Annotated in this window: 19 protein-coding genes and 1 tRNA gene; 8 read left to right on the top strand and 12 right to left on the bottom strand. The window is 42.9% G+C overall.

Features of this window, described 5'->3' with window-relative positions; translation table 11 throughout:
- Nucleotides 1-7 precede the first annotated feature (7 nt).
- Nucleotides 8-757, bottom strand: a complete 750-nt coding sequence (locus QWZ17_RS13120; protein ID WP_290305687.1) for a hypothetical protein — start codon at nt 755-757, stop codon at nt 8-10.
- Between the two features lie 78 nt (nt 758-835).
- Here QWZ17_RS13120 and QWZ17_RS13125 point away from each other — a divergent pair, with 78 nt between their 5' ends.
- Nucleotides 836-1,360 (top strand): hypothetical protein, encoded by a 525-nt coding sequence (locus QWZ17_RS13125; RefSeq protein ID WP_290305688.1) that lies wholly within the window; start codon nt 836-838, stop codon nt 1,358-1,360.
- Between the two features lie 182 nt (nt 1,361-1,542).
- On the opposite strand, the gene QWZ17_RS13130 is transcribed toward QWZ17_RS13125, so the two are convergent.
- The gene (locus tag QWZ17_RS13130; protein WP_290305689.1) at nt 1,543-3,780 is read right to left on the bottom strand and encodes a tetratricopeptide repeat-containing sensor histidine kinase; all 2,238 of its coding nucleotides are present in this window, start codon (nt 3,778-3,780) and stop codon (nt 1,543-1,545) included.
- A gap of 328 nt (nt 3,781-4,108) precedes the next feature.
- Here QWZ17_RS13130 and QWZ17_RS13135 point away from each other — a divergent pair, with 328 nt between their 5' ends.
- Entirely contained in the window at nt 4,109-5,107 is a 999-nt protein-coding gene (locus tag QWZ17_RS13135; RefSeq protein WP_290305691.1) for a phytanoyl-CoA dioxygenase family protein, read from the top strand.
- A gap of 93 nt (nt 5,108-5,200) precedes the next feature.
- On the opposite strand, the gene QWZ17_RS13140 is transcribed toward QWZ17_RS13135, so the two are convergent.
- From QWZ17_RS13140 to QWZ17_RS13150, 3 genes are all read right to left on the bottom strand, one after another.
- Nucleotides 5,201-6,103 carry a VOC family protein gene (locus QWZ17_RS13140; protein ID WP_290305692.1) on the bottom strand — a complete coding sequence of 301 codons (903 nt, stop codon included), beginning with the start codon at nt 6,101-6,103 and terminating at the stop codon, nt 5,201-5,203.
- A gap of 193 nt (nt 6,104-6,296) precedes the next feature.
- Nucleotides 6,297-6,371 (bottom strand) — tRNA-Val (locus QWZ17_RS13145).
- Nucleotides 6,372-6,534: 163 nt separating this feature from the next.
- Nucleotides 6,535-6,846, bottom strand: a complete 312-nt coding sequence (locus QWZ17_RS13150; RefSeq protein WP_290305693.1) for a hypothetical protein — start codon at nt 6,844-6,846, stop codon at nt 6,535-6,537.
- A 748-nt stretch (nt 6,847-7,594) separates the two neighbouring features.
- Between QWZ17_RS13150 and QWZ17_RS13155 the strand changes: the two genes are divergently transcribed.
- Nucleotides 7,595-8,296 (top strand): ferritin-like domain-containing protein, encoded by a 702-nt coding sequence (locus QWZ17_RS13155; protein WP_290305694.1) that lies wholly within the window; start codon nt 7,595-7,597, stop codon nt 8,294-8,296.
- Between the two features lie 12 nt (nt 8,297-8,308).
- Complete coding sequence (locus QWZ17_RS13160; RefSeq protein ID WP_290305696.1) at nt 8,309-9,184, top strand: ferritin-like domain-containing protein; 876 nt, start codon at nt 8,309-8,311, stop codon at nt 9,182-9,184.
- 61 nt (nt 9,185-9,245) lie between these two features.
- Here the strand turns inward: QWZ17_RS13160 and QWZ17_RS13165 are convergent, their stop codons facing one another.
- The 3 genes from QWZ17_RS13165 to QWZ17_RS13175 form a co-directional block, all read right to left on the bottom strand.
- Entirely contained in the window at nt 9,246-9,692 is a 447-nt protein-coding gene (locus QWZ17_RS13165; protein ID WP_290305697.1) for a thioredoxin family protein, read from the bottom strand.
- Nucleotides 9,693-9,788: 96 nt separating this feature from the next.
- Nucleotides 9,789-11,579 carry a DUF6600 domain-containing protein gene (locus QWZ17_RS13170; RefSeq protein ID WP_290305699.1) on the bottom strand — a complete coding sequence of 597 codons (1,791 nt, stop codon included), beginning with the start codon at nt 11,577-11,579 and terminating at the stop codon, nt 9,789-9,791.
- A 219-nt stretch (nt 11,580-11,798) separates the two neighbouring features.
- Entirely contained in the window at nt 11,799-11,963 is a 165-nt protein-coding gene (locus tag QWZ17_RS13175) for a hypothetical protein (RefSeq protein WP_290305700.1), read from the bottom strand.
- Between the two features lie 67 nt (nt 11,964-12,030).
- Between QWZ17_RS13175 and QWZ17_RS13180 the strand changes: the two genes are divergently transcribed.
- The gene (locus tag QWZ17_RS13180; RefSeq protein ID WP_290305701.1) at nt 12,031-12,993 is read left to right on the top strand and encodes an isopenicillin N synthase family dioxygenase; all 963 of its coding nucleotides are present in this window, start codon (nt 12,031-12,033) and stop codon (nt 12,991-12,993) included.
- 170 nt (nt 12,994-13,163) lie between these two features.
- Here QWZ17_RS13180 and QWZ17_RS13185 read toward each other — a convergent pair whose 3' ends face one another.
- Nucleotides 13,164-14,405 (bottom strand): MFS transporter, encoded by a 1,242-nt coding sequence (locus QWZ17_RS13185; protein ID WP_290305702.1) that lies wholly within the window; start codon nt 14,403-14,405, stop codon nt 13,164-13,166.
- Nucleotides 14,406-14,548: 143 nt separating this feature from the next.
- Between QWZ17_RS13185 and QWZ17_RS13190 the strand changes: the two genes are divergently transcribed.
- Both QWZ17_RS13190 and QWZ17_RS13195 read left to right on the top strand, forming a co-directional pair.
- The gene (locus QWZ17_RS13190; RefSeq protein WP_290305703.1) at nt 14,549-15,427 is read left to right on the top strand and encodes a LysR substrate-binding domain-containing protein; all 879 of its coding nucleotides are present in this window, start codon (nt 14,549-14,551) and stop codon (nt 15,425-15,427) included.
- Nucleotides 15,428-15,462: 35 nt separating this feature from the next.
- Nucleotides 15,463-16,152 carry a CPBP family intramembrane glutamic endopeptidase gene (locus QWZ17_RS13195; RefSeq protein WP_290305704.1) on the top strand — a complete coding sequence of 230 codons (690 nt, stop codon included), beginning with the start codon at nt 15,463-15,465 and terminating at the stop codon, nt 16,150-16,152.
- A 256-nt stretch (nt 16,153-16,408) separates the two neighbouring features.
- On the opposite strand, the gene QWZ17_RS13200 is transcribed toward QWZ17_RS13195, so the two are convergent.
- Entirely contained in the window at nt 16,409-17,692 is a 1,284-nt protein-coding gene (locus QWZ17_RS13200) for a tetratricopeptide repeat protein (protein ID WP_290305705.1), read from the bottom strand.
- 132 nt (nt 17,693-17,824) lie between these two features.
- Between QWZ17_RS13200 and QWZ17_RS13205 the strand changes: the two genes are divergently transcribed.
- Nucleotides 17,825-18,196, top strand: a complete 372-nt coding sequence (locus tag QWZ17_RS13205) for a hypothetical protein (RefSeq protein WP_290305706.1) — start codon at nt 17,825-17,827, stop codon at nt 18,194-18,196.
- 143 nt (nt 18,197-18,339) lie between these two features.
- Here the strand turns inward: QWZ17_RS13205 and QWZ17_RS13210 are convergent, their stop codons facing one another.
- On the bottom strand, nt 18,340-18,822 hold the full coding sequence (locus tag QWZ17_RS13210; RefSeq protein WP_290305707.1) for a gliding motility lipoprotein GldH: 483 nt from the start codon (nt 18,820-18,822) through the stop codon (nt 18,340-18,342).
- A 1-nt stretch (nt 18,823) separates the two neighbouring features.
- Nucleotides 18,824-20,371 carry a regulatory iron-sulfur-containing complex subunit RicT gene (ricT, locus tag QWZ17_RS13215; RefSeq protein WP_290305708.1) on the bottom strand — a complete coding sequence of 516 codons (1,548 nt, stop codon included), beginning with the start codon at nt 20,369-20,371 and terminating at the stop codon, nt 18,824-18,826.

The following is a 20,371-nucleotide window of genomic DNA, read 5'->3' on the forward strand; positions in this document are numbered from 1 at the left end:
GGTTGTTTCATTTTTTCTTAAATAATCTTACGCCTATCAATATCGTCCAAATGGGCAGCATCAACACACCCATAAATGAGCCAATATAAAGAATTTGATGTATCAGGATGTTTGCAGGTGTTTCGGCCGGGATTTTTGCCATTACTTCATCAGATGGCGCGGGTATGTGAAGAATTACGCTATCAACAAAAATTGCGTACCCAACAGGAAACAGGCCTACAAGTGCCAGTCCGAAACCAACCACTATTCCAAACCATCTGAGCCATTGCGGAATTATTGCTTTCAGGCGCCAACATGCCATAACAAGCCATACACCCAAAATGCCTTGCGGGAACATATATAAAGTATCAGCAAGTATTTTTGGGAAGATGAGCAGCAGAAAAAGCACCGTAAAACAAAGTGCAGTAATAGGAATATGAAGCATCAGTGCCGATATGCCCGACAGACGCTCCTGGATAAGCCTAAAAAGCGCGACTACAACCGGAATTAAAAAAACAAATTGAAGAATAACAAAGGTATCATGAACCCTGATGGGCATAGTCCCGTTTTGGGCATCTTCACTACGAACGATAAGAAATCCAATTAAAAAAACATAGGCTACAATGCCAGCCACGCCGCTTGCAATTGCCGCACGTGCCGCGGTACGATAAGATAAATTCATATGATTTGGCAAAGTATCAAATAACATTGCAAAAATAAGAGGGATTGTTGCAAGGCGCTTCCGCGGATGTAGCAAATGTTTACGAATTTGTTGCATTAGAATATTGTATTTTTATGCGTTAGCCTTATTAAACCATTGTGTTTAAAGTTAGTCAGATCACCAAATCACAACATTATGAAAAACCTTTCCTTAAGCCTGCTATTCATTGCTTTATCTTTCACCGCGTTTGCGCAAAGTAACTTATTTAATCAAAATGACCTGGCGGTTTTTAACGCGATAAAATCAAGTAAGGATAGCAGCTATTTTTTTACTTTTAATTATCCCGATGGTGTACCGTTAACCATTGTAAAAAACGGAAACATAGCAAACTTCATTAACCGAGATGGTGCAAGCACATCGATATCAAAAACAGGCCAAACTTACTCCGTAATGAACAGCAATGGAACATCTTTATGGATAGATAACGGAAATACTGCGGTTATCGTAAACCCAAACGGCTCTCATACTACCGTTATAAAAAACGGGCAAGTATCCACTATAGTTAATCCGGATGGGACGCATTCTACACTTATTGACAATGGCGCTACCTCTACAATTGTTAATCCTAATGGAACGCATTCCGTGGCGATTAAAACATCGACCACAACCACCATTATTGTAAATCCCGACGGATCGCACACGGTTATTACTACGCCGTAGATTGTGAAAGGCTTTTTTTACAAAAAATAGCTTCTGCACGCGGGGGAATTAATGAGTAATGAGAAGAGTCAAGAGCCAAGAATCAAGAGTTAAGGCTTTTAGGATTTACTCTTTAAGCCCGGTTTGCGTAACTGGATTGCCAATGAGTTACGCCTTGAATTGCGTGAGGGCAATAAACAAGCTTAATACTCTGCCCGTGTAAATTCTTCGGTTTTGAATTTTACCTCAATTACAACACCATTGTCCTGGGTAATTTGGAAGGTGCCGCCAAGTTGTTTACTTAGTCCGCGCATTAAGTTGATTCCCATGGATTGAATGGCTGTAAAGTCGAAATCTTTATCAAAGCCGTTGCCGTTGTCCTTAACAATTAATTGATTGTAGTGGTCTGGTGTTTGCCTGAACCAGATATGGATTTTCGCGGCACTGTTGGCAGGACAGGCATGCTTGATGGCGTTGGTGGTGGCCTCGTTCAGTATCAGCCCAAGGGGTACGGCTTGTGAAACATTTAAATATATGCGGTCGAGGTTTTTGTCGAAAATCACCTGTCCGCCTGTATCAGTACAGTCTTTAACGTGTGTAATCAAGTCGTCTATATACTCCTGCATGTTAATACGATCAAACGACTCGGAGAGATAAAGTTTTTGATGAATAAGCGCGATAGCATACATGCGGTTTTCGCTATTCTGAATGGCATTTAAAGCTACTTCATTATCAATATAGGATGACTGTCTTTGTAAAAGACCAATAACTATCTGAAGGTTATTTTTAACCCGATGATGAATTTCTTTTAACAGCCATTCCTTTTCGTCTATAAAACCATCTTTTTCGGCAATAAGGCGATTCAATGATGCATTTTTCTGATCAATTTCGTCGGCTTTCTGTTTATTGTCTACCAGGAGTTTGTAAAGAAAAACAAGCACCAGCGATAGCAACCCAATACAGGCGAAGGTGATGTTGCGGATATGATTGGCCTGGGTAGCCCTATCGCGTTGTAGCTGACTGTCTTTTTTTAAAAGGCTAATATCTTTTTCTTTCTGCACGGTTTCGTATTTGAGTTGCAGTTCTGAAATTTCGTGGATTTTTGATTGGTTCAATAGCGAATCTTTAGCCTGCTGCGATTTGCCATAGTGATAAAGCGCAGATTTGTAGTTGCCCAGTGCCGAGTCGATTTTATAACACAGGTTTTCGTAGTTTCTTATGTTATCTAAAGAGGTATTTCGGCTACCTACTTTTAAAGCGTAATACTGTGCAAGTTTGTGCCTGTTTTGCAATAAATAAAAGTTGATAACATCATAGTAGGCCAGCGTGCCTATTTCATCGCTTACCTTGGCAACGGGGCTTTTGAGTAAATTGAGATAATAGCTTTCTGCCCTCGTGTAATCTTTTAAAGCCTCATAACAGTACGCTAAATTTTGATAGCAAAAGGCTTCGCCCGAGGCACTCTGTGGAGGATGTGCTTTTTGAAATTCCTGCACCTCTTTCAAAGCCTCTTTCGCCCGACCTAACTTAATCAGATCTTTAGCGATAAAGCCCAGCGTTCTGTATATAAACTCTTCTTTTCTGGGCTTTTTTAGCCTGGCAGCTAAGGTTTTTCTATAAAAAAACACACTCTTTTCGGTTTCTCCCAATACATCATAAATTAAGGCGAGTTCGGCATAAGCACCGTTCTCTACCAGGCTATCATGGTGTAATTCTACATCGTGCACGCTTGCAAGCCCGTAATTTAAAGCGGTTTTTAAATCGCCCCTGTACCTGTAAGTTGTAGCTATCAAGCAATACACCATGCCTAAACTTCGCCCGCTTTTTTTGTATTGATTTACTATTTTAAAGGCATCCGTCATGGCTGCTTCCATTTGCCCCATTGCTCCTTTTTCAAAAACCAGGAAAGATTTGATCTGTATTTCGTTGTCCCCTAAATGATGAGTGGTGGCAATTGAAAGGGCGCGTTCATAAAACTGAATACTTAAATTGTGGAAGGAGGCCCGGTTGCCGGCTCTTGCGTATTTAATGCAAGCGTTTACCATTTGCGGATATTGCTGCCGGCTTTTAAAGTAATTTAATACTTGCTCAATACATTTATGACTGGCAACAGAATCGCCGGCTACCAGGTAAACGCTCCCCATAAGCCTGGTGCTTTCATTTTTTCGGTTGCCATCGCCTATTTGCATACTCAGCGTTAAAGCTTTTTGCGCTACTGTTAAAGCGCTATCTAAGTTTTTTTTATTATCGGTTACAATATTCCTATCCAGGTAGTAATTAACAAGTGTAAAAAGTAAATCTATCCGCGCGGTATCGTTGCCCTCTGTTTTAACTGATTCTTTAATGTGATTCCCGTAACCTACATCCCAGTGCTGAGTTTGAGCATGAAGCAACATTACTGGCAACAGGAAAGTAAATAGTATAATATATTTTTTAACCATAAACAGTTGAGGTCAACACATCATTATTTTTTGAGCAAAGGCTTTACAGGGCAATTCAATTTTTCAAAATGCCAAATATTCAATACGCCAAGCTGCACCTTGCTATCTAATAAAACCAATGCCAAATTATTAACAATATGATTATTAGTGTTTTGTATTTATTTATGCGTATTAAATGGCGATATATAGTAAAAACACCAACGATATACCATTTTGATAAGCGGTATAAATAAAGTTTGATCATACGAATCCAATTTCTGCTTATAATTGTAAGTCTCAATCTGTTAAAACCTATCCGCTTAAACAATGAAGTATTTCAGAACCCCGCATGGCTTTGCCCTCGCCGCATGAAACCGGTAAACTAAAAATTAAACAGTTAAAACGGTTTTGGCAAGCAACGTTGCTTAGTCGTGACAGTGGCATAGATGCTGAATTACAAAAAGAGTGGCAGTTGAATAAAATGTTGCTATCGGCACTGAATTTAGGGCTGGAACAACTGATGATCTACCTGTATCAAACAGCTCCCTCCTTTGACGCTTTTGAAGATTGGATAATTGAAACCGCGGGGATACCCAACAGCGACGCCTTACAGCGTTTTAACCAGATTTTTGCCAATGAGAACGCTGAAACGAAACCTATAGACGCCGTTCTATCTGCCGAAGATTCGCTTTTTTTTGAAAGAAATGGTTATGTGGTGATCAAAAATGCGGTTGCAGAGGAGGATTGCCAGGAGGCCATTAACGTTATTTGCGATTTTTTGGAGATTGATATTAATCAACCGGATTCCTGGTACCAGCCACATGCCGGGCGGCAGGGTATTATGGTGCAATTGTTTCAGCACCCGGTATTGACTAAAAACCGTTCCTCAGAAAAAATTCGCCGGGCCTTTGAACAATTATGGCAACAGAAAAATCTTTGGGTAAATACCGACCGGGTTGGTTTTAATCCGCCTGAAACTGAAAGCTGGAAATTTCCTGGTCCGGATTTGCATTGGGATTGCAGCCTGGAGCTTCCCATTCCCTTTGGTCTGCAGGGAATACTATATCTTGCAGATACCGCAGCCAACCAGGGTGCTTTTACTTTGGTACCCGGCTTTCAGCACCAGGTATCAAGCTGGCTTAACGCTTTGCCGCCCGATGCCAACCCCAGGCAACAGGATCTGCACGCCCTCGGAAGCACGCCCATCACCGGCGAGGCCGGTGATTTTATTATATGGCAGCAGGCACTCCCGCACGGAAGCTGCCGCAATACTGCCAGCTTACCGCGCTTTGTGCAATACATTTGCTATGAACCTGTAAACTACATGGACCATACTAATTGGCGATAACCGATTAAACTATTATATTTTTGCCAAACTACAAAAGCCTCAAATCTTTCAGACCTGAGGCTTTTCTACTTGTTGTCAATCAGTACTAATTGATCATTCGGCATTATAGGCCAGTTGCAGGGCTGCAACATCTACTTTCTTCATGGTCATGAAAGTTTGCGTAACCCGGGCAATTTGTTCGGGGCTACCGTTTTTAAGGGCGTCAAACATAACTGTAGAGGCCACCTGCCATGATACGCCGTATTTATCCTTTAACCAACCACATTGACCGGCTTCGCCACCGGCAGTAAGCGCGGCCCAGTAGTAATCAATTTCCTCCTGCGTTTCACAGGGGACTAATAACGATACGGCATCGTTAAAGTTAAACCCATGCGGATGAGCGCTATCCATAGCGGCCAACCAGGTTTGATCCAGGTAATAGTCGGCATATAGGAGTGTGCCCGCTTTATCGGGCCCCATATTTTCTGGGCGAGGTGAGGTATTGCCGCGTTTACCATCTTTAAACACGCCGCAGTAAAAGTCTATCGCTTCATTGGCTTTGCCTGCCACGGGTGGCGTAAACAGCAGCGAAGGCATTATCACAGGCCTTTCCTCGCCTGCGGGCCTGATAAACATCAACTGCCAGGATACGCCATATTTATCTGCTACCCACCCATAGCGTTCACTAAAAGGGTATTTATCCAGCGGCATCATAACTTTGCCGCCTTCAATAAGTTTATTCCAGATTTGGTCAATCTGCTGGGCGGCATCCGCATTACGCGAGGGAGCAAAATGAACCATAAAAGAAATAGACGGATTGATGCCCAGTTTATGCCCTGCGCTGATACCAAAAAAAGATTGGCCGGCAATAGTAAATTCTACCACCTCGCACTCGCCGCCGGGCATAGGGAAATGATTGGCATAATTAATAACTGAATCGGGCATAAATGAAGCATAAAATTCAGCAGCTTGTTTTGCGTCCTGGTCAAACCAGAGATGCGGTTTAATAGGTAACATAGGCAAATAATTTGGTGTTGATATAAAGTTAAGAATCTTGGTGGCTAATTGTTTTAACAGTATATGATTTAGCTACCTCAAAAGTAGTTGTTTTTGATGTTGGCGCAGGGGGGATTCGGGACATTTTGCGGGGCGAATTGCGACAGATAGGTAAAACAAAAAGCCTCACATTTCTGTGAGGCTTTTTAAAGTGTGGGAGTTACTGGGTTCGAACCAGTGACCCTCTGCTTGTAAGGCAGATGCTCTGAACCAGCTGAGCTAAACTCCCTTTTGTTTTTGTTACTTTCTTTCGTCTGTAACTCCTTGCGTTTGGGACTGCAAATATAGAAGCTAAAAACAATTATTCAAAAAATATTTTCAAATTTATTTTAAGGTGCTATTTGTGAGGATTTTAATTTTTTTGGAGGCTTTTTTAAGCGGATAATAAAGCATTACATAGCTATGTTTTCACCGGGGCGTGGGTCTTCGGGTAATATTTCCATGTCGGGCTCTTCCATATAATCGGCATACCATTGAATGGCACTAACTACATCAAGCGCGTCGTCTGCGGCAATATTGATGGTTTCAAAGGCGTATAGCTTACTGTTTACATAGCCATAAAGCTGAATTTCATTGTCATCCGGACTAAATGTTTCTTCTGTTAGACAAAAAACCCTCACCTTGAGGCGGGTATCCCTTGAGTGAATAATATCTCTGCATGGGTTTTTAGGGTCTGTTGCCAGTAAGTAAACATTATGGTCCATATAAGCATTAACAACATTGGCGGGGGATGGTTTCTATTAATATTTATTTATTCTGATAAATTTTACGGCCTCATTCTTTCGGCATTTAATTGGGGAAATATTGTTTAAGACCAATGCATTGTGTAAAATAAACCCACGTTATTGTAGAAGTATTTCTACAATAACGCCTTGCCCCCAAGTAGAAAAGGCTTTTATTGTGTTATTGGCACACATTGAGTATTTGGCATAGCGATTGACTATAAGTTAATATCCCTTCTCAAAGGGTTGTTTTTCATAGGTAGATGTAGGGCCGTAAAACTGCGAGAGTTTTCCGGCCTTTTTTTGTTAAAAAAACTCTCTATCGTCAAAAATCAGGGATTATTTACCACTATTATTTGCTAAAACAATTGCCTTTAAAGAAAAGTGTTTTTTTGTTTTTTCGATTAATCAATATTCAAAATATAAAATATATTGAGCCTGCCTGTATTGGCTTTTGTTTTAAGGCACCCATTGGGAAAGTGTACCATTACTATTTTATGGCAGTTTTTCAACGTTAATCGCCTGTTTGACGCAGTTTCTCGCCTCATCAACTTTCTTAGATTGTTTCGCCTGATTTCTATTTTATCGAAAGCAATTTAACCTATCTGACAATTACTCTAATTCAGAGTATATTAATTGTCAACCTTTTACAATCCGATGAGTTTCTATGAGCGTATGTCCATTTACAAACAGAACGAAACTAATTAGAATCATTAAAAAATTTTACTTTATGAAAACAGAATCACAAGAAAGCATAGCAGGAGCAAATATGGCCCGGAGGTCATTCCTGCGTTATGCAGGGGTGGGGGTTGCTTCGGTAGGAATTTTAGCTGCCGCTTCCTGCACCAAAGATCACCCAATTGTTGTTAGCCCAACAAAAGGTATTGACATTGGCGCAACCGGCGACCTTGCTATCCTTAACTACGCATACGCGTTAGAGCAACTGGAAGCTGCTTTTTATACCCAGGTGGTGTTAACACCTTATTCAGGGATTCCGGATAACGAAAAAACATTGCTTACCGCCATTCGCGATCATGAGATTCTGCACCGCGAGTTTTTTAAAGCCGCTTTAGGTACCAACGCTATCCCGGCTTTGACTGTTGATTTCAGTACAATTGACTTCACTAACCGGGCATCTGTATTAGGCGCTGCAAAAGCATTCGAAGATACAGGTGTTAAAGCTTATGATGGCGCAGGCTACTTAATTGGTGGTGGTGCTTATCTTACCCTTGCGGGTAAAATTGTTTCTGTTGAAGCAAGGCATGCCGCGCTGATTAGTAATTTAATTACGCCAGGCTCTTTTGCCGCCAGCGACCAGGTTGACACTAACGGGCTTAATGCTTCAGCATCTATTGCAGATGTATTGAAGATTGCCAATACTTACCTGAAAACCAAAGTGAGTGCATCAAATTACAGTTACGTAGCAGCTTAAATCAACAACGTCATGAATTTATTTAATATCATAGAAGAAATAGAAAAAATTGATCCGGATTTTTCCGATAAGGTAAACCCTCGTCGTGCCGCGATCAAAAATATTACCAGCTTTGGTTCAAAAGTAGCTATGGCTGCTGTGCCATTCGCTTTTGGTACAATGATTAAAAGAGCAGTTGCTCAAACCTCAACTCCATCGGTTGTCGCTATTTTAAATTACGCGCTTACTTTAGAGTTTTTAGAAGCTAAGTTTTACGCAAACGCGGTTGATAAGGTTGGATTTATCCCTGCCAACATTCATCCCTATTATCAAACTATTGCTGATGACGAAAGTAAACACGTTGAGTTTTTAATAAACGTTATTAAAAGCGTAGGTGGCACACCGGTAACCAGTCCGTCTTTTGATTTTTCGGCCGGCGGTGGTACCGGTACAGGTCCGTTAGGTAATTCTGTTTATACAGATTTAGCTACCTTCCAAAAGGTTGCTGTTGCGTTTGAAGATACAGGCGTACGTGCTTATAAAGGCCAGGCCGAAAATATATTGGCTAACAAAACCGCTGCCGGTGCCGATTTGTATAAAACGGTATTAACTGCCGCGTTATCTATTCACGCCGTTGAAGCCCGTCATGCTTCGGCAACCCGTCAGCTTATTGGTGCAACCCCATGGATTGTGAGTACTACTGCCAAAGGAAATGATACCGGAGTTACATTGGTAGATGGTAATTACGATGGAGAGCAAAATGTTATCCAGGGAGGTGTGGATGTAACTACGCTTAAAAATTCGGCAGGTGCCAGTACTTCTGTTTCAGTTGCTACCGCCGCATTTGATGAGCCATTAAGTATGGATGCTGTACTAAAATTACTGGTAGGTACCTTTATTGTGAAATAATAAGTAGCCTATCTTATATAAAAAAGCCGGGTAGTGTTCGTCGCCCGGCTTTTTTGTGCTTTTATTTATTGAGGCCTTTTACACCAAACCTGATCAGGTCATCGGCTTTAATATAACCCACCGTTCCATAAACGGGCTTGCCTTTCGGATCAAAAATAATCATAGTAGGATAAGCCTGTAATCCCCATTGGGCGGCCAGTTGCGGACCGTCGCCTTTTTCCATATCCATCGCCACGTTAATAAAATTACTGTTATAAAACTGGGCCACTTTGCTGTTTTTAAAGGTAGTGGCTTTAAGTAATTTGCACGGGCCACACCAGGTAGCATAGGCATCAACAAAAATATATTTGTTTTTGGCCGCAGCCTGTTTCAGGGCCTCGCCCCATGCGTTTTCAATAAAATTGATTTGGGATGATGTTTTTGCCTCCTGGGCGCTCCCTTTTATTGGAAAACAGGCAATTAAAATTACAAAAGCGATAAATGTTGAAAGCCGAGGTAAGTATCTCATCCTGATTTAAAATAGTAGTTAAACAAAAATAGCACATATAAACCGATTAATTACGGCCTTATATGTGCTATTGATTTTATTAAAAACACGCTTTAATTAAGGGCGATGTTCCTGTTGTTTTTGCTGCTCCTGCTGTTGGCGTTGCTGTTGTTGCTGTCTTTGGGCCTGCTGTTGCTGCTGCCTTTGCGCCTGCTGAGCTTGTTGTTGCTGCTGCCTTTGTGCCTGCTGTTGCTGTTGGGCTTGCTGCTGTTGCTGCTGCCTTTGCGCCTGCTGAGCCTGTTGCTGCTGTTGCCTTTGGGCTTCCTGCTGTTGCTGGCGTTGCTGCTGAGCTTGTTGCTGTTGCTGCTGACGTTGCGCCTGCTGAGCCTGTTGCTGCTGTTGCCTTTGCGCCTCCTGCTGTTGCTGGCGTTGCTGCTGGGCTTGTTGCTGTTGCTGCTGACGTTGCGCCTGCTGAGCCTGTTGCTGCTGTTGCCTTTGAGCCTCCTGCTGTTGTTGGCGTTGCTGCTGAGCTTGTTGCTGTTGCTGCTGACGTTGCGCCTGCTGAGCCTGTTGTTGCTGTTGCCTTTGTGCCTCCTGCTGTTGTTGACGTTGCTGCTGAACTTGTTGCTGTTGCTGCTGACGTTGCACCTGCTGGGCTTGTTGTTGCTGTTGCCTTTGCGCCTCCTGCTGTTGTTGACGTTGCTGCTGAGCTTGTTGCTGTTGCTGCTGACGTTGCACCTGCTGAGACTGCTGTTGTTTTTGGGCCTCCTGCTGTTGCTGACGTTGCTGAACAGCCTGATTTTGCTGTTGTTGACGTTGCGCCTGCTGAGGCTGTTGCTGCTGCTGACGTTGTTGAACAGTCTGGTTTTGCTGTTGCTGAGGCTGCACCTGTTGAGACTGCTGCTGGCCTGGTTGCCCATTCGGTCTTACATTCGGTTGTCCCGGCCTGTTAGGCTGTTGTTGTGCAGGGTTTGTGGCAGGTGCGTTATTATTAACCCTTACAAATTTGGTATCGTTGCTTTTAGCTATTTGTGCTAACCTTGCCGCGTTGTTACGGTTTACTGTAGCCTGGCCACCTGCACGATTGGCTATCCCCTGGTTAGGGTTGGCATTGCGGTATTCGGCCGCGTTAACAACTCTTGCCGGCCTTGCGTCTGGTGCTTTTTGAATTTGGGGACGATAAATATTTACCGTATTGTTTACAACCCTGCCGCCACCATTAGGCCTGCTGGAGTTGTTTACCCTGTAAACCTGTATATTATTATTGCGGGTAACATTCCTTATCTCGGTTATTCTCGGGCCTGCTACATATGTACGATTGTTGTACACGTAGGTGTTGTTTATAACTGTGGTTTGATGAATGATGTTTACCACCCTGGTGTGCGGCACATAGTAGTTATAAATATTGGGGCTTGCTATATAGGCTTGCGGCGCGCAGGTCCAGTAAGAATCTGGTACGCGATAGCCGCTACCTAAAGATATGCTGAAGCTGATGCCTGGCATTAAAGGTGCCCAGCCGTAATAGCCGCCACCATGACGCCAGTTAACCCAAGCCGGTGCCCATTCATGGCCTGGTACCCATTCCCATCCGTAATAATCATCATAACGCCACCTGCCGTAATGGAAAGGAGCCCAGCCCCAATCGTAATCAGATACCCAGGTATTGCCATAATCTGTAACTACCCAGTGACCGCGTGTGGCATATGGCCTAAAACCATCCTCAACATCGGGCACCCAAACGTTGCCATATTGGTCGTCACTTACCCAGGTACCATAAGGCGAAAGCTGATCGTAAAACTCCTGGTCGGATACGTAGCCCCCTTCCTGGGCCTTACTTATATTTGGCGCGGCAAGCATTATCAAAAATGCTATGAAGCTTATACCGCAAATTCTATTTATATATTTCATTTTCATGAGGTTTTAAATGGTTGCTTAATACAACTATGACCAAGCAAAGTATAAATCGTTTAAATCAAAAATTGTTTTATTGGGTTGATAATGTTTTAGTGCGGTTTTGCAGCGGCAATAATACCATTTATTACAGGCAACCGCTTTCAACATCTTCATACAAAGAAAGATTTTCAATGAGCACACAACAGGTAGCCGCCATGCGGCATCTCGTCTGCTCTATTTATTTCTACAAACCGGTAGCCGCCATGCGGCATCGAATATTTGATAAAACAAAATTGCCGCATGGCGGCTATCTATTTGTAGAACAAATATTTTCTTTTTTTTTGCTCCGTAGGAGCTACCTTTTACCACGCAAATCTTTAAAAGCGATTTATCTGCCATTTATTAACACTTTATAACGCTCTGTTATTTTTTTAATAATTTTACTTTTTGTAAAGCATTTATAGCTATGAGCACAGTAAATATCCCCAGACTTGATCTGAATGATTATATCAATGGCAGCGCTGCCGATAGGAAACAATTTTCTGATAAAATTGGCGAGGCCTTTAACCAAACAGGTTTTGTAACCATCACCAACCATGGCTTAAGCAAGCAATTGATTGATGATTTATACAACCAGGTTAAAACCCTGTTTGCCCTGCCCGATGATGTAAAGCAAAAATATGAGATCCCCGGCCTGGCCGGCCAGCGTGGGTACACCGGTAAAGGAAAAGAAACAGCCAAGGGTTTCAAAACCCCCGATTTGAAAGAGTTTTGGCAAATTGGCCAAACCGTAACAGACGGCGCGGTTATTAAAGATCAATACCCGGATAATGTAGTGGTTGATGAACTTCCTGCCTTTAACACTACCACCCTTGAAGTTTATAAAAAGTTAGAGGATGCCGGCAAACACCTGTTGCAGGCGATCTCGATATATTTAAACCTGCCCGAAAATTATTTTGACGATAAGGTACATAACGGTAACTCTATCTTGCGTACACTGCACTATTTCCCGATAACAGACCCCGATTCTGTACCGGATGATGCCGTACGTGCCGGCGCTCATGAGGATATTAACCTGATCACCCTACTTATTGGTGCAAGTGCCGATGGTCTTGAACTGCTAACCCGCGAAGGTACCTGGTTCCCGGTAAAAGCCCATGGCGAAGATCTGGTAGTAAACGTTGGCGATATGCTGCAACGCTTAACCAACAACAAACTAAAATCAACCACCCACCGCGTAGTTAACCCACCGCGTGAGCTGATGAAATATTCCCGTTTTTCGGTACCGTTTTTCCTGCACCCAAAATCGGGTATGGATTTAACAAGCCTGCCATCATGCATTGATGCCGAGCACCCAAAATTGTATACAGATATTACGGCAGGGGAGTATCTTGACGAGCGTTTGAGAGAAATTGGATTAAAGATGTAAATCTGCTATCTACTTTGTATGGCAAGTTGTAAATTCCAGACTTACGAAGTTTTAAAAACTTCGTAAGTCTTTCGGCGATATACCTTGACGAACAGGTGGAAAATTGGCTTGAAGAAATACAACAAATCCCTTTATATTTTTTTATAAAGGGATTTTTTATTACTGATAATTTAGCGGCTCGTAAACGATGTTTTTCGCATCATCAAGGTTTCACTCGCCTGCCTTTTTTTATACAAAATAAATACTTCGGTGGCTACCAGGCCTATCGCGCCTTCAATGCCAACAGCCATTCTTGGCCCCAGTTCATTAGCCAGCCAGCCTACCATTAAGCTACCAACCGGAATCATTCCCTGGTAAGCCATTACGTAGTAGCTGATTGCCCTTGCGCGCATTGCCGGGATAGCGTGGGTTTGAATATAGGTGTTAATGGCGGATGTTTGCGCCATCATGCCCAAACCGGTAAAACTCATAAACACCAAAGCGAACGGCAATCTACCTGCATAAGCTACCATCAATACACTCGCCCCAAAAACCAATCCGGCAGTTATAATAATCTTCACCAGGTTTTTGCTGGTTTTTAAATTGGCCAGATAAATGGCGCTTACTACCGAGCCAATGCCCGCCGCGCTTTCAAACCAGCTGAATGTTTTAGCATCGCCATTAAAAATATCTTTGGCAAAAATGGGCATCAGGGTATTAAAGGGGATAACAAATAAACTGCTGATGGTAAGCATCAGGATCAGGCTGCTCAGGTCGCGGTCGCCAGATACATATTTAAAGCCGTCTTGTAGTTCGGTCCAGATGCCTTTTTGTGGTTTGCCTACTACGGTTGTATTCAGCTTCATCATAAACAAACAGGCCAGTACCGGCACGTAGCTTAAAAAATTCCCGAAGAAACAAAAATCTTCGCCAAAGGTGCTCAGAATGATACCCGCAACTGCCGGACCGGCTATGCGTGCAAAGTTGGTCATGGTAGAGTTTAAGGCGATGGCGTTAGGCAAATCGACCTTGTCATCAATCATTTCAACCATGATAGATTGACGGCAGGTAACGTCAAAAGCATTGATAATGCCCTGCACCAGGCTTAAGCCAATAATGGCCGGGATGTTATAAAACTTAAACAATATTAAAAAAGCCAGCGCGCCGGCCTGCAGCATAGATACTACTTGTGTAATAACCAGTATACGGTAACGGTTATGCCTGTCAACAATACTACCGGCGTATGGTGCCAGTATCAGTGAGGGGATTAAGCTAACAAAACTAACTATCCCTAATAAAACGGCCGAACCGGTAAGCCTGTAAACCAGCCAGCTTACTGCTGTTTTTTGCATCCAGGTGCCAATGAGGGAGATGGACTGACCGTAAAAAAACAGCTTGAAATTACGGTATTTTAAAGAGCGGAAAATGTTCATTTATGCATTCATATACAAAGCAGTTTCAGGGGAGATCTTAATGTAAGACTATTGAAATTGTTTCTGATGCAAATATCGGCCACAATGATATATTTGTAAAATAGATTGTTTTAATAGGGTTAATAGATAAAACCGATTGATTTATGGAACTAAGGCAATTGCAGTACTTTGTTAAGGCGGCCGAAACGATGAACTTCACCGAGGCCGCCGCCGCGGTGTTTATTACCCAAAGCACACTATCGCAACAAATTAAACAGCTGGAAGAGGAACTGGGCATGTTATTGTTTGACAGGATTGGCAAACATGTGCGCATTACCGAGGCCGGGCATATATTTTTAGTACATGCCCGCAAAATTTTGGCGGCTGTGCAAAAGGGCAAGCAAGCCATCACCGAACTCAATAACGCGGCCACAGGCGAGCTAAACATCGGTGTTTCTTACGCCTTTACCTCACTGCTGTTGCCGGCTCTTGTGCCATTCTCGACCAAGTACCCGGGCATCAAAATTTTTATCACCTACGGTAATCCCGAGGACCTGGAGAAAAAACTGCGCCTGTCTGAACTGGATATGATGCTGGCCTTTCACAATGAATCTGACGATGAGGATCTGGAGATGCAGGGCCTTTTCAGCTCAAGTATTGTAATGGTGGTTGATAAAAACAATCCCCTGGCAAAGCTCGATAAAATAAGCCTGAAAGATTTAGCCGCGCAGGACCTGGTATTACCCGGTAAAGGTTTCAGCTCGCGCGAGTTTATCAATGAGCTGTTTTACAAAAACAAAATTGTACCCAATATTAAAATCGAGCTGAATGATGTGCACTCCCTGCTTTCGCTGGTGCAAAGCGGCCACTGGGCAACCATCCTTAACGAAAAAGCACTCATAGGCTGGAGCAATGTGGTAGCGGTGCCCATTATTGCCAAAGGCATCAAAAGGCAATCATACATCCTGTGGCAAAAAGGAGTTTATCGCAAAAAAGCCGCTATTTTATTTATTGATGAATTAATGGCCGTTATGGGGCATTAAAAACTTAAATTGCTAAAGTAAAATCTGCCGAACCGATGATCACTATTTTAAAAGAAAAGGAGCACGATACTGTATTAAAAGGACTCATCCTTACCGTTATCATGATGATGGGTTTCACTGCCATTTCAAAGGTTTTCTCTATATATACTGCCTCACTTTTGTCAATAGATACCCGTTTTTTTGTTTCGCGGATGTTTTTCTGGGCCTATTTTGCAGCTATTTATTTGTATGTGGTGATCAGGGAAAAACAATCCTTGCTATTATGGCCGGAAAACAAATACGGTACCGGCTTTTATATCCTGTCGGTTATATTAATATTATTAGTGGTTATCATAGGTGCCGCTGTAGCTGCAGTTGTTTTAAAATCGATGGGGCTGCTTAAACAAAGCAGGGCTTTGCCGTTAATGCTTCATATGAATACGCCGGTAAAGTTATTAGGCATAATAACGGCCGGCTTTTTAGAGGAATTTATTTTTAGGGGATACATGATGCCGCGGCTGCAGCTGTTTTTTAAAAGCCATCATTTACCTATAATTATCTCATCCATTGTATTTGGTTTATTGCATGTAGGATATGGCACTGTTGTTAACGTGGTTGTACCTGTTATTATTGGGCTGGTGTTTGGCTATCATTACCAGCAATACCGCAATATTAAAATATTGATCATTTGCCATTTGCTGATAGATTTGAACGCGTTGTTTACGCCGTTGCTTGTAAAGCATTAAAATGTCGAAAATATACTTTACATCCTTCGTATCAACCCGTAGCAAGTTGTAAAATGGAAGTTAATCCGAAATAAGCTCGGAATGACACCGGGCTTTAAAGCGATTGTCAGTTCAATTTTCACGGCCTGCGGATGTATTACGGTAATAGCTGTTCAATAAATCAAATCATCCCATTTTACAGGCAGGGTTAACCTAATTTCGCAATGACGCTCCTGTTTGTTATTAACGGTTTCTTAGCTTTTTTAAATACAAGCTTTTACTTACAATATTTAGCAAGGTTATCTGGCGCCAGTTTATTACCCAGTTCGGCAGCCTTTTTAAAATCGGCGCAGGCCCCCGCGTCGTCATTTAATAAATGTTTGGCATAGCCGCGGTTGTTGTAAGCATCATCATATTTAGAGTCAAGGGCAATGGCTTTGGTATAATCTTCAACGGCTCCTTTGTAATCTTCCAGTTTTCTTTTGGCTAAAGCGCGGTTATAATAGGCATCGGTATATTTGGCCTCGATAGTAAGGGCCTGGGTATAATCTGCAATGGCGCTTTTGTAATCGTCCAAATCCAGCTTGCTGTTGCCGCGTTTAAAGTAGCCGTCGGCATCTTTAGGGTTCAGTTTGATGTATGACGTGTAATCGTCAACGGCTTCGCTGTAATCGTTTATTTTATCATTAACCAGCCCGCGGTTATAATACGCCGCCGAGTATTTAGGATCAAGTGCTAATGCCTTGTTGTTATCTTCCTTGGCACCCATCAAATCGTCCATATCCAGCTTGGCCAGCCCGCGGCCGTTATAACCGTCGGGGTCTTTGGGCGATAGTTTGATGTAGTGTGTATAATCGTCAATGGCTCCGCGGTAATCTTCTAATTTTCTTTTTAGCGCGGCACGGCTGTACCAGCCATCGGCGTAGGTGGGTTTAAGGATAATACTTTGATCAAAATCGGCCATGGCGCCTTTACTATCTTTCAAAATATTTTTAGCCAGCGCCCTGTTATAATAAGGGTCGGCGTCCTTAGGATCAATGGCTATGGCCTGGGTATAATCATCAATGGCACCCTGGTAATCTTCCAGGTGTTTTTTACAAATGCCCCGTTCATTGAAAGTATCCGCATCTTTAGGATCAAGAATGGCGGCCTGGTTATAATCAAGCAGGGCCGCTTTATAATCTTCAAGATGGCGTTTAGCCAGTCCGCGGTCATAATAGGCAATCGCGCTTTTGGGGTTCAGGGCAATGGCGCTTGTATAGTCGGCAACGGCGCTTTTATAATTTTCCATGTTATCATAAATACGCCCACGGTCAATAAAGGAATCTTCTTTTTTGGAGTCGATGGTTATACTTTGGTTCAAATCGGCTAACGCGGCTTTATAATTTTGCAAATCATATTGGGCCATGCCCCTTTTATAGTAATAGCTGGCATCTTTGGGATTTTGCGCTATAGCTTTGTTGTAGTATTTAATGGTGCTTACACTTTTAACGCTGTCGGCGTTAATTTGGGCATGCGCCAGTACCGGGAAAAGCAGGGTGATAAGGGTTAGTTTTTTCATTAATTAAACGTGGTAATATTTTAACTAATGTAAAAAATATTATGCTGAAATGTGAACCGGTTGTAACAGGTATTGTAAAAACAAAAATGATTGTGGCGGGATATGCGTATATTTATTGAGCCAAATAAACTTATGAAGAAAATAGCCCTGGTTATCATCAGCATATTAGCCTTATCGTGTTCAAAAAAGAATGATGTGCAGCCTCAGCCTCATACCATAAAAATAACCGCAAGTGGTACTGATGCCTTTTCGGCGGTGCTGAGCACCTTAAAAACAACAGACACCAACCCGGTTACTGCCGATTCAAAAACAGTAGCAAAGGGATCGGCCTACGCCTATACGGGAATGTTTAACGAAGGCGATCAATTATCGCTCGATCTGGAATCTGACGTTACCAACAGTATTACGTACGCCATTTACGATAACGACACCATAGTTGCCCAGGCAAGTGGAAAGGAGTTAACAACTCATACTATGGTTACTGTGGGATATGATATTCCGTAAAATAGGATCATTGTAATTCTGAAAGGTGCAAATAATATCGAATAATGAACGTAGAAAGCCCAACACCGAATTCCTTTTCCCTTCATTATTTGACATTGGATATTCGGTGTTCGATATTAAATTTTAGCTTTAAAAAGCTTCTATCAATTAGCCTTCTCCACCCTCAACCCCACGTCACTCACCTCGTGTAGCGGATTATCTCTCATATTCTGCTCTATCTCAAAGTGGTAGTTGCCTGCGGCCGGAAATTTAACAGCTGTTTTAAAAGGCACCTGGTAGCTATATAAATTACCAGATCCTTTACCCAGCCATTCGCCGTCTTTACTGGCCATCTTTAACTCGTAACGGGTTACTTTTTTTTGCCCGCCCGGTGGAGTTTCGTAAATAAGTACAAACAGGTTGGAGTACTTGTATTTATCTGTAACCCTTAGGTTAAAGTAAAGGTTATAGGCTGCTTTATCGTCGTCAATTTTACAATCAAACTTTACCCGGTTAATATAGGCCCAGTTATGATCTGCAATTTGAGTATTGGCATCTATAACCGCTTTATGATCGGTACAACTACCCAACAGCATGCCTATCATTAAGCATGCCGCGGGATAAAGGATTTTGATAAACCGTTTCATTTTACTGTGCTGGTGGGGTATCCTTTGGTGGATTATTGTTATTACGGTTTTGATTATTAGGACGGTTTGGCCTGTTGCGCCTGTGGTTATTACCACCGCCACCACCTTCCTGCTGGGGCTTGGCACCGTCCTGCGGCGGGCGGTTTGCCTGCTGCGGTTTTTGGCCTTGTTGCTGCGGTTTTGGCCCTTGCTGTTGTGCCGGTCTTGGTCCCTGCTGTTGTGGTGGGCGGTTGCCTCCGTTTTGCGGTTTTTGACCTTGTTGCTGCGGTGTACGATTACCTTGCTGCTGCGGGCGATTGCCTTGCGCAGGTCGGTTACCACCCTCTGCACCACCTGCCGGTTTATCTGCTACCGGAGCGTCGCCCTGGCGTGGCTGGCTGGCCTGCTTTGCTTCGGGGTTACCACCTTTGCTACGGTTTTTATTATTGTTATTTTTCTTTTGATTTCGGTTGCGGCTACGATCGTCCAGACGGGTAAGGCTATCCTGGCCCACCACGTTTTCGTAATCAAGCGCTTTTACAACTTCTTTTTCCTCAATCTCCATCTCGCCCAAATCGGCAGGGATAACGCCTTCGCGGTTAAGCTGTTGTATTTCCTTTACTTTGGCAATTGGCATAGGCACCCATGCTTCTTCGCGCGGATAGCTAAACCACATGATCCTTTTAAAGATATCGGTTTTTTGCAGGCGGGCATCGCCTTTTTCTGTTTTAAGATAGTTTACATTATCAGGTATGTGCTTAAGCGCATCCATGTAAGTATCCAGCTCATAATTTAAACAGCATTTAAGCTTGCCGCATTGGCCGGCCAGTTTCAAAGTGTTTAACGAAAGGTTTTGGTACCGTGCGGCCGAGGTAGATACCGTTTTAAAATCGGTAAGCCAGGTAGAGCAGCAAAGCTCCCGGCCGCATGAGCCAATACCGCCTAAACGGCTTGCTTCCTGCCGCATACCTATCTGGCGCATCTCAATACGGATGCGGAAGGTTTCAGCCATTTTTTTAATCAGCTCCCTAAAATCAACCCTGCCTTCGGCGGTATAATAAAAGGTAGCTTTGGTTTTATCGCCCTGGTAATCCACGTCGCTCAACTTCATATTGAGGTTAAGCTCCAAAGCCAGCTTGCGCGATTTGTGCATAGTTTCCCATTCCAGATCTTTAGCCAGCTTCCACTTATCCACATCGGCTACGGTAGCACGACGATAGATCTTTTTCACTACATCGGCTTCTTTAACATGGCGCTTGGTCATTTGCATGCGCACCAGTTCGCCGGTGATAGATACGTGACCAATATCGTAACCACCTGTAGCAGCCTCAACGGCTACCAGATCGCCTGCTTCCAGGTAAATATTATCAATGTTGTTATAAAACTCCTTACGCGAACCTTTAAACTTTACTTCGATAATAGAAAAAGGCTTATAATTTGTTGGCATATCCATGTGGGATAGCCAATCGTAAACATCTAATTTGCTGCAACCGTTGGTAAGGCATGAGCCATTACTTTTGCAGCCCGCAGGTGAACATCCGCCCCCTGTTGAGCAACTTCCACATCCCAT

The sequence above is a fragment of the Mucilaginibacter flavus genome (genome assembly GCF_030409315.1).
Classification (GTDB): Bacteria; Bacteroidota; Bacteroidia; order Sphingobacteriales; family Sphingobacteriaceae; genus Mucilaginibacter; species Mucilaginibacter flavus.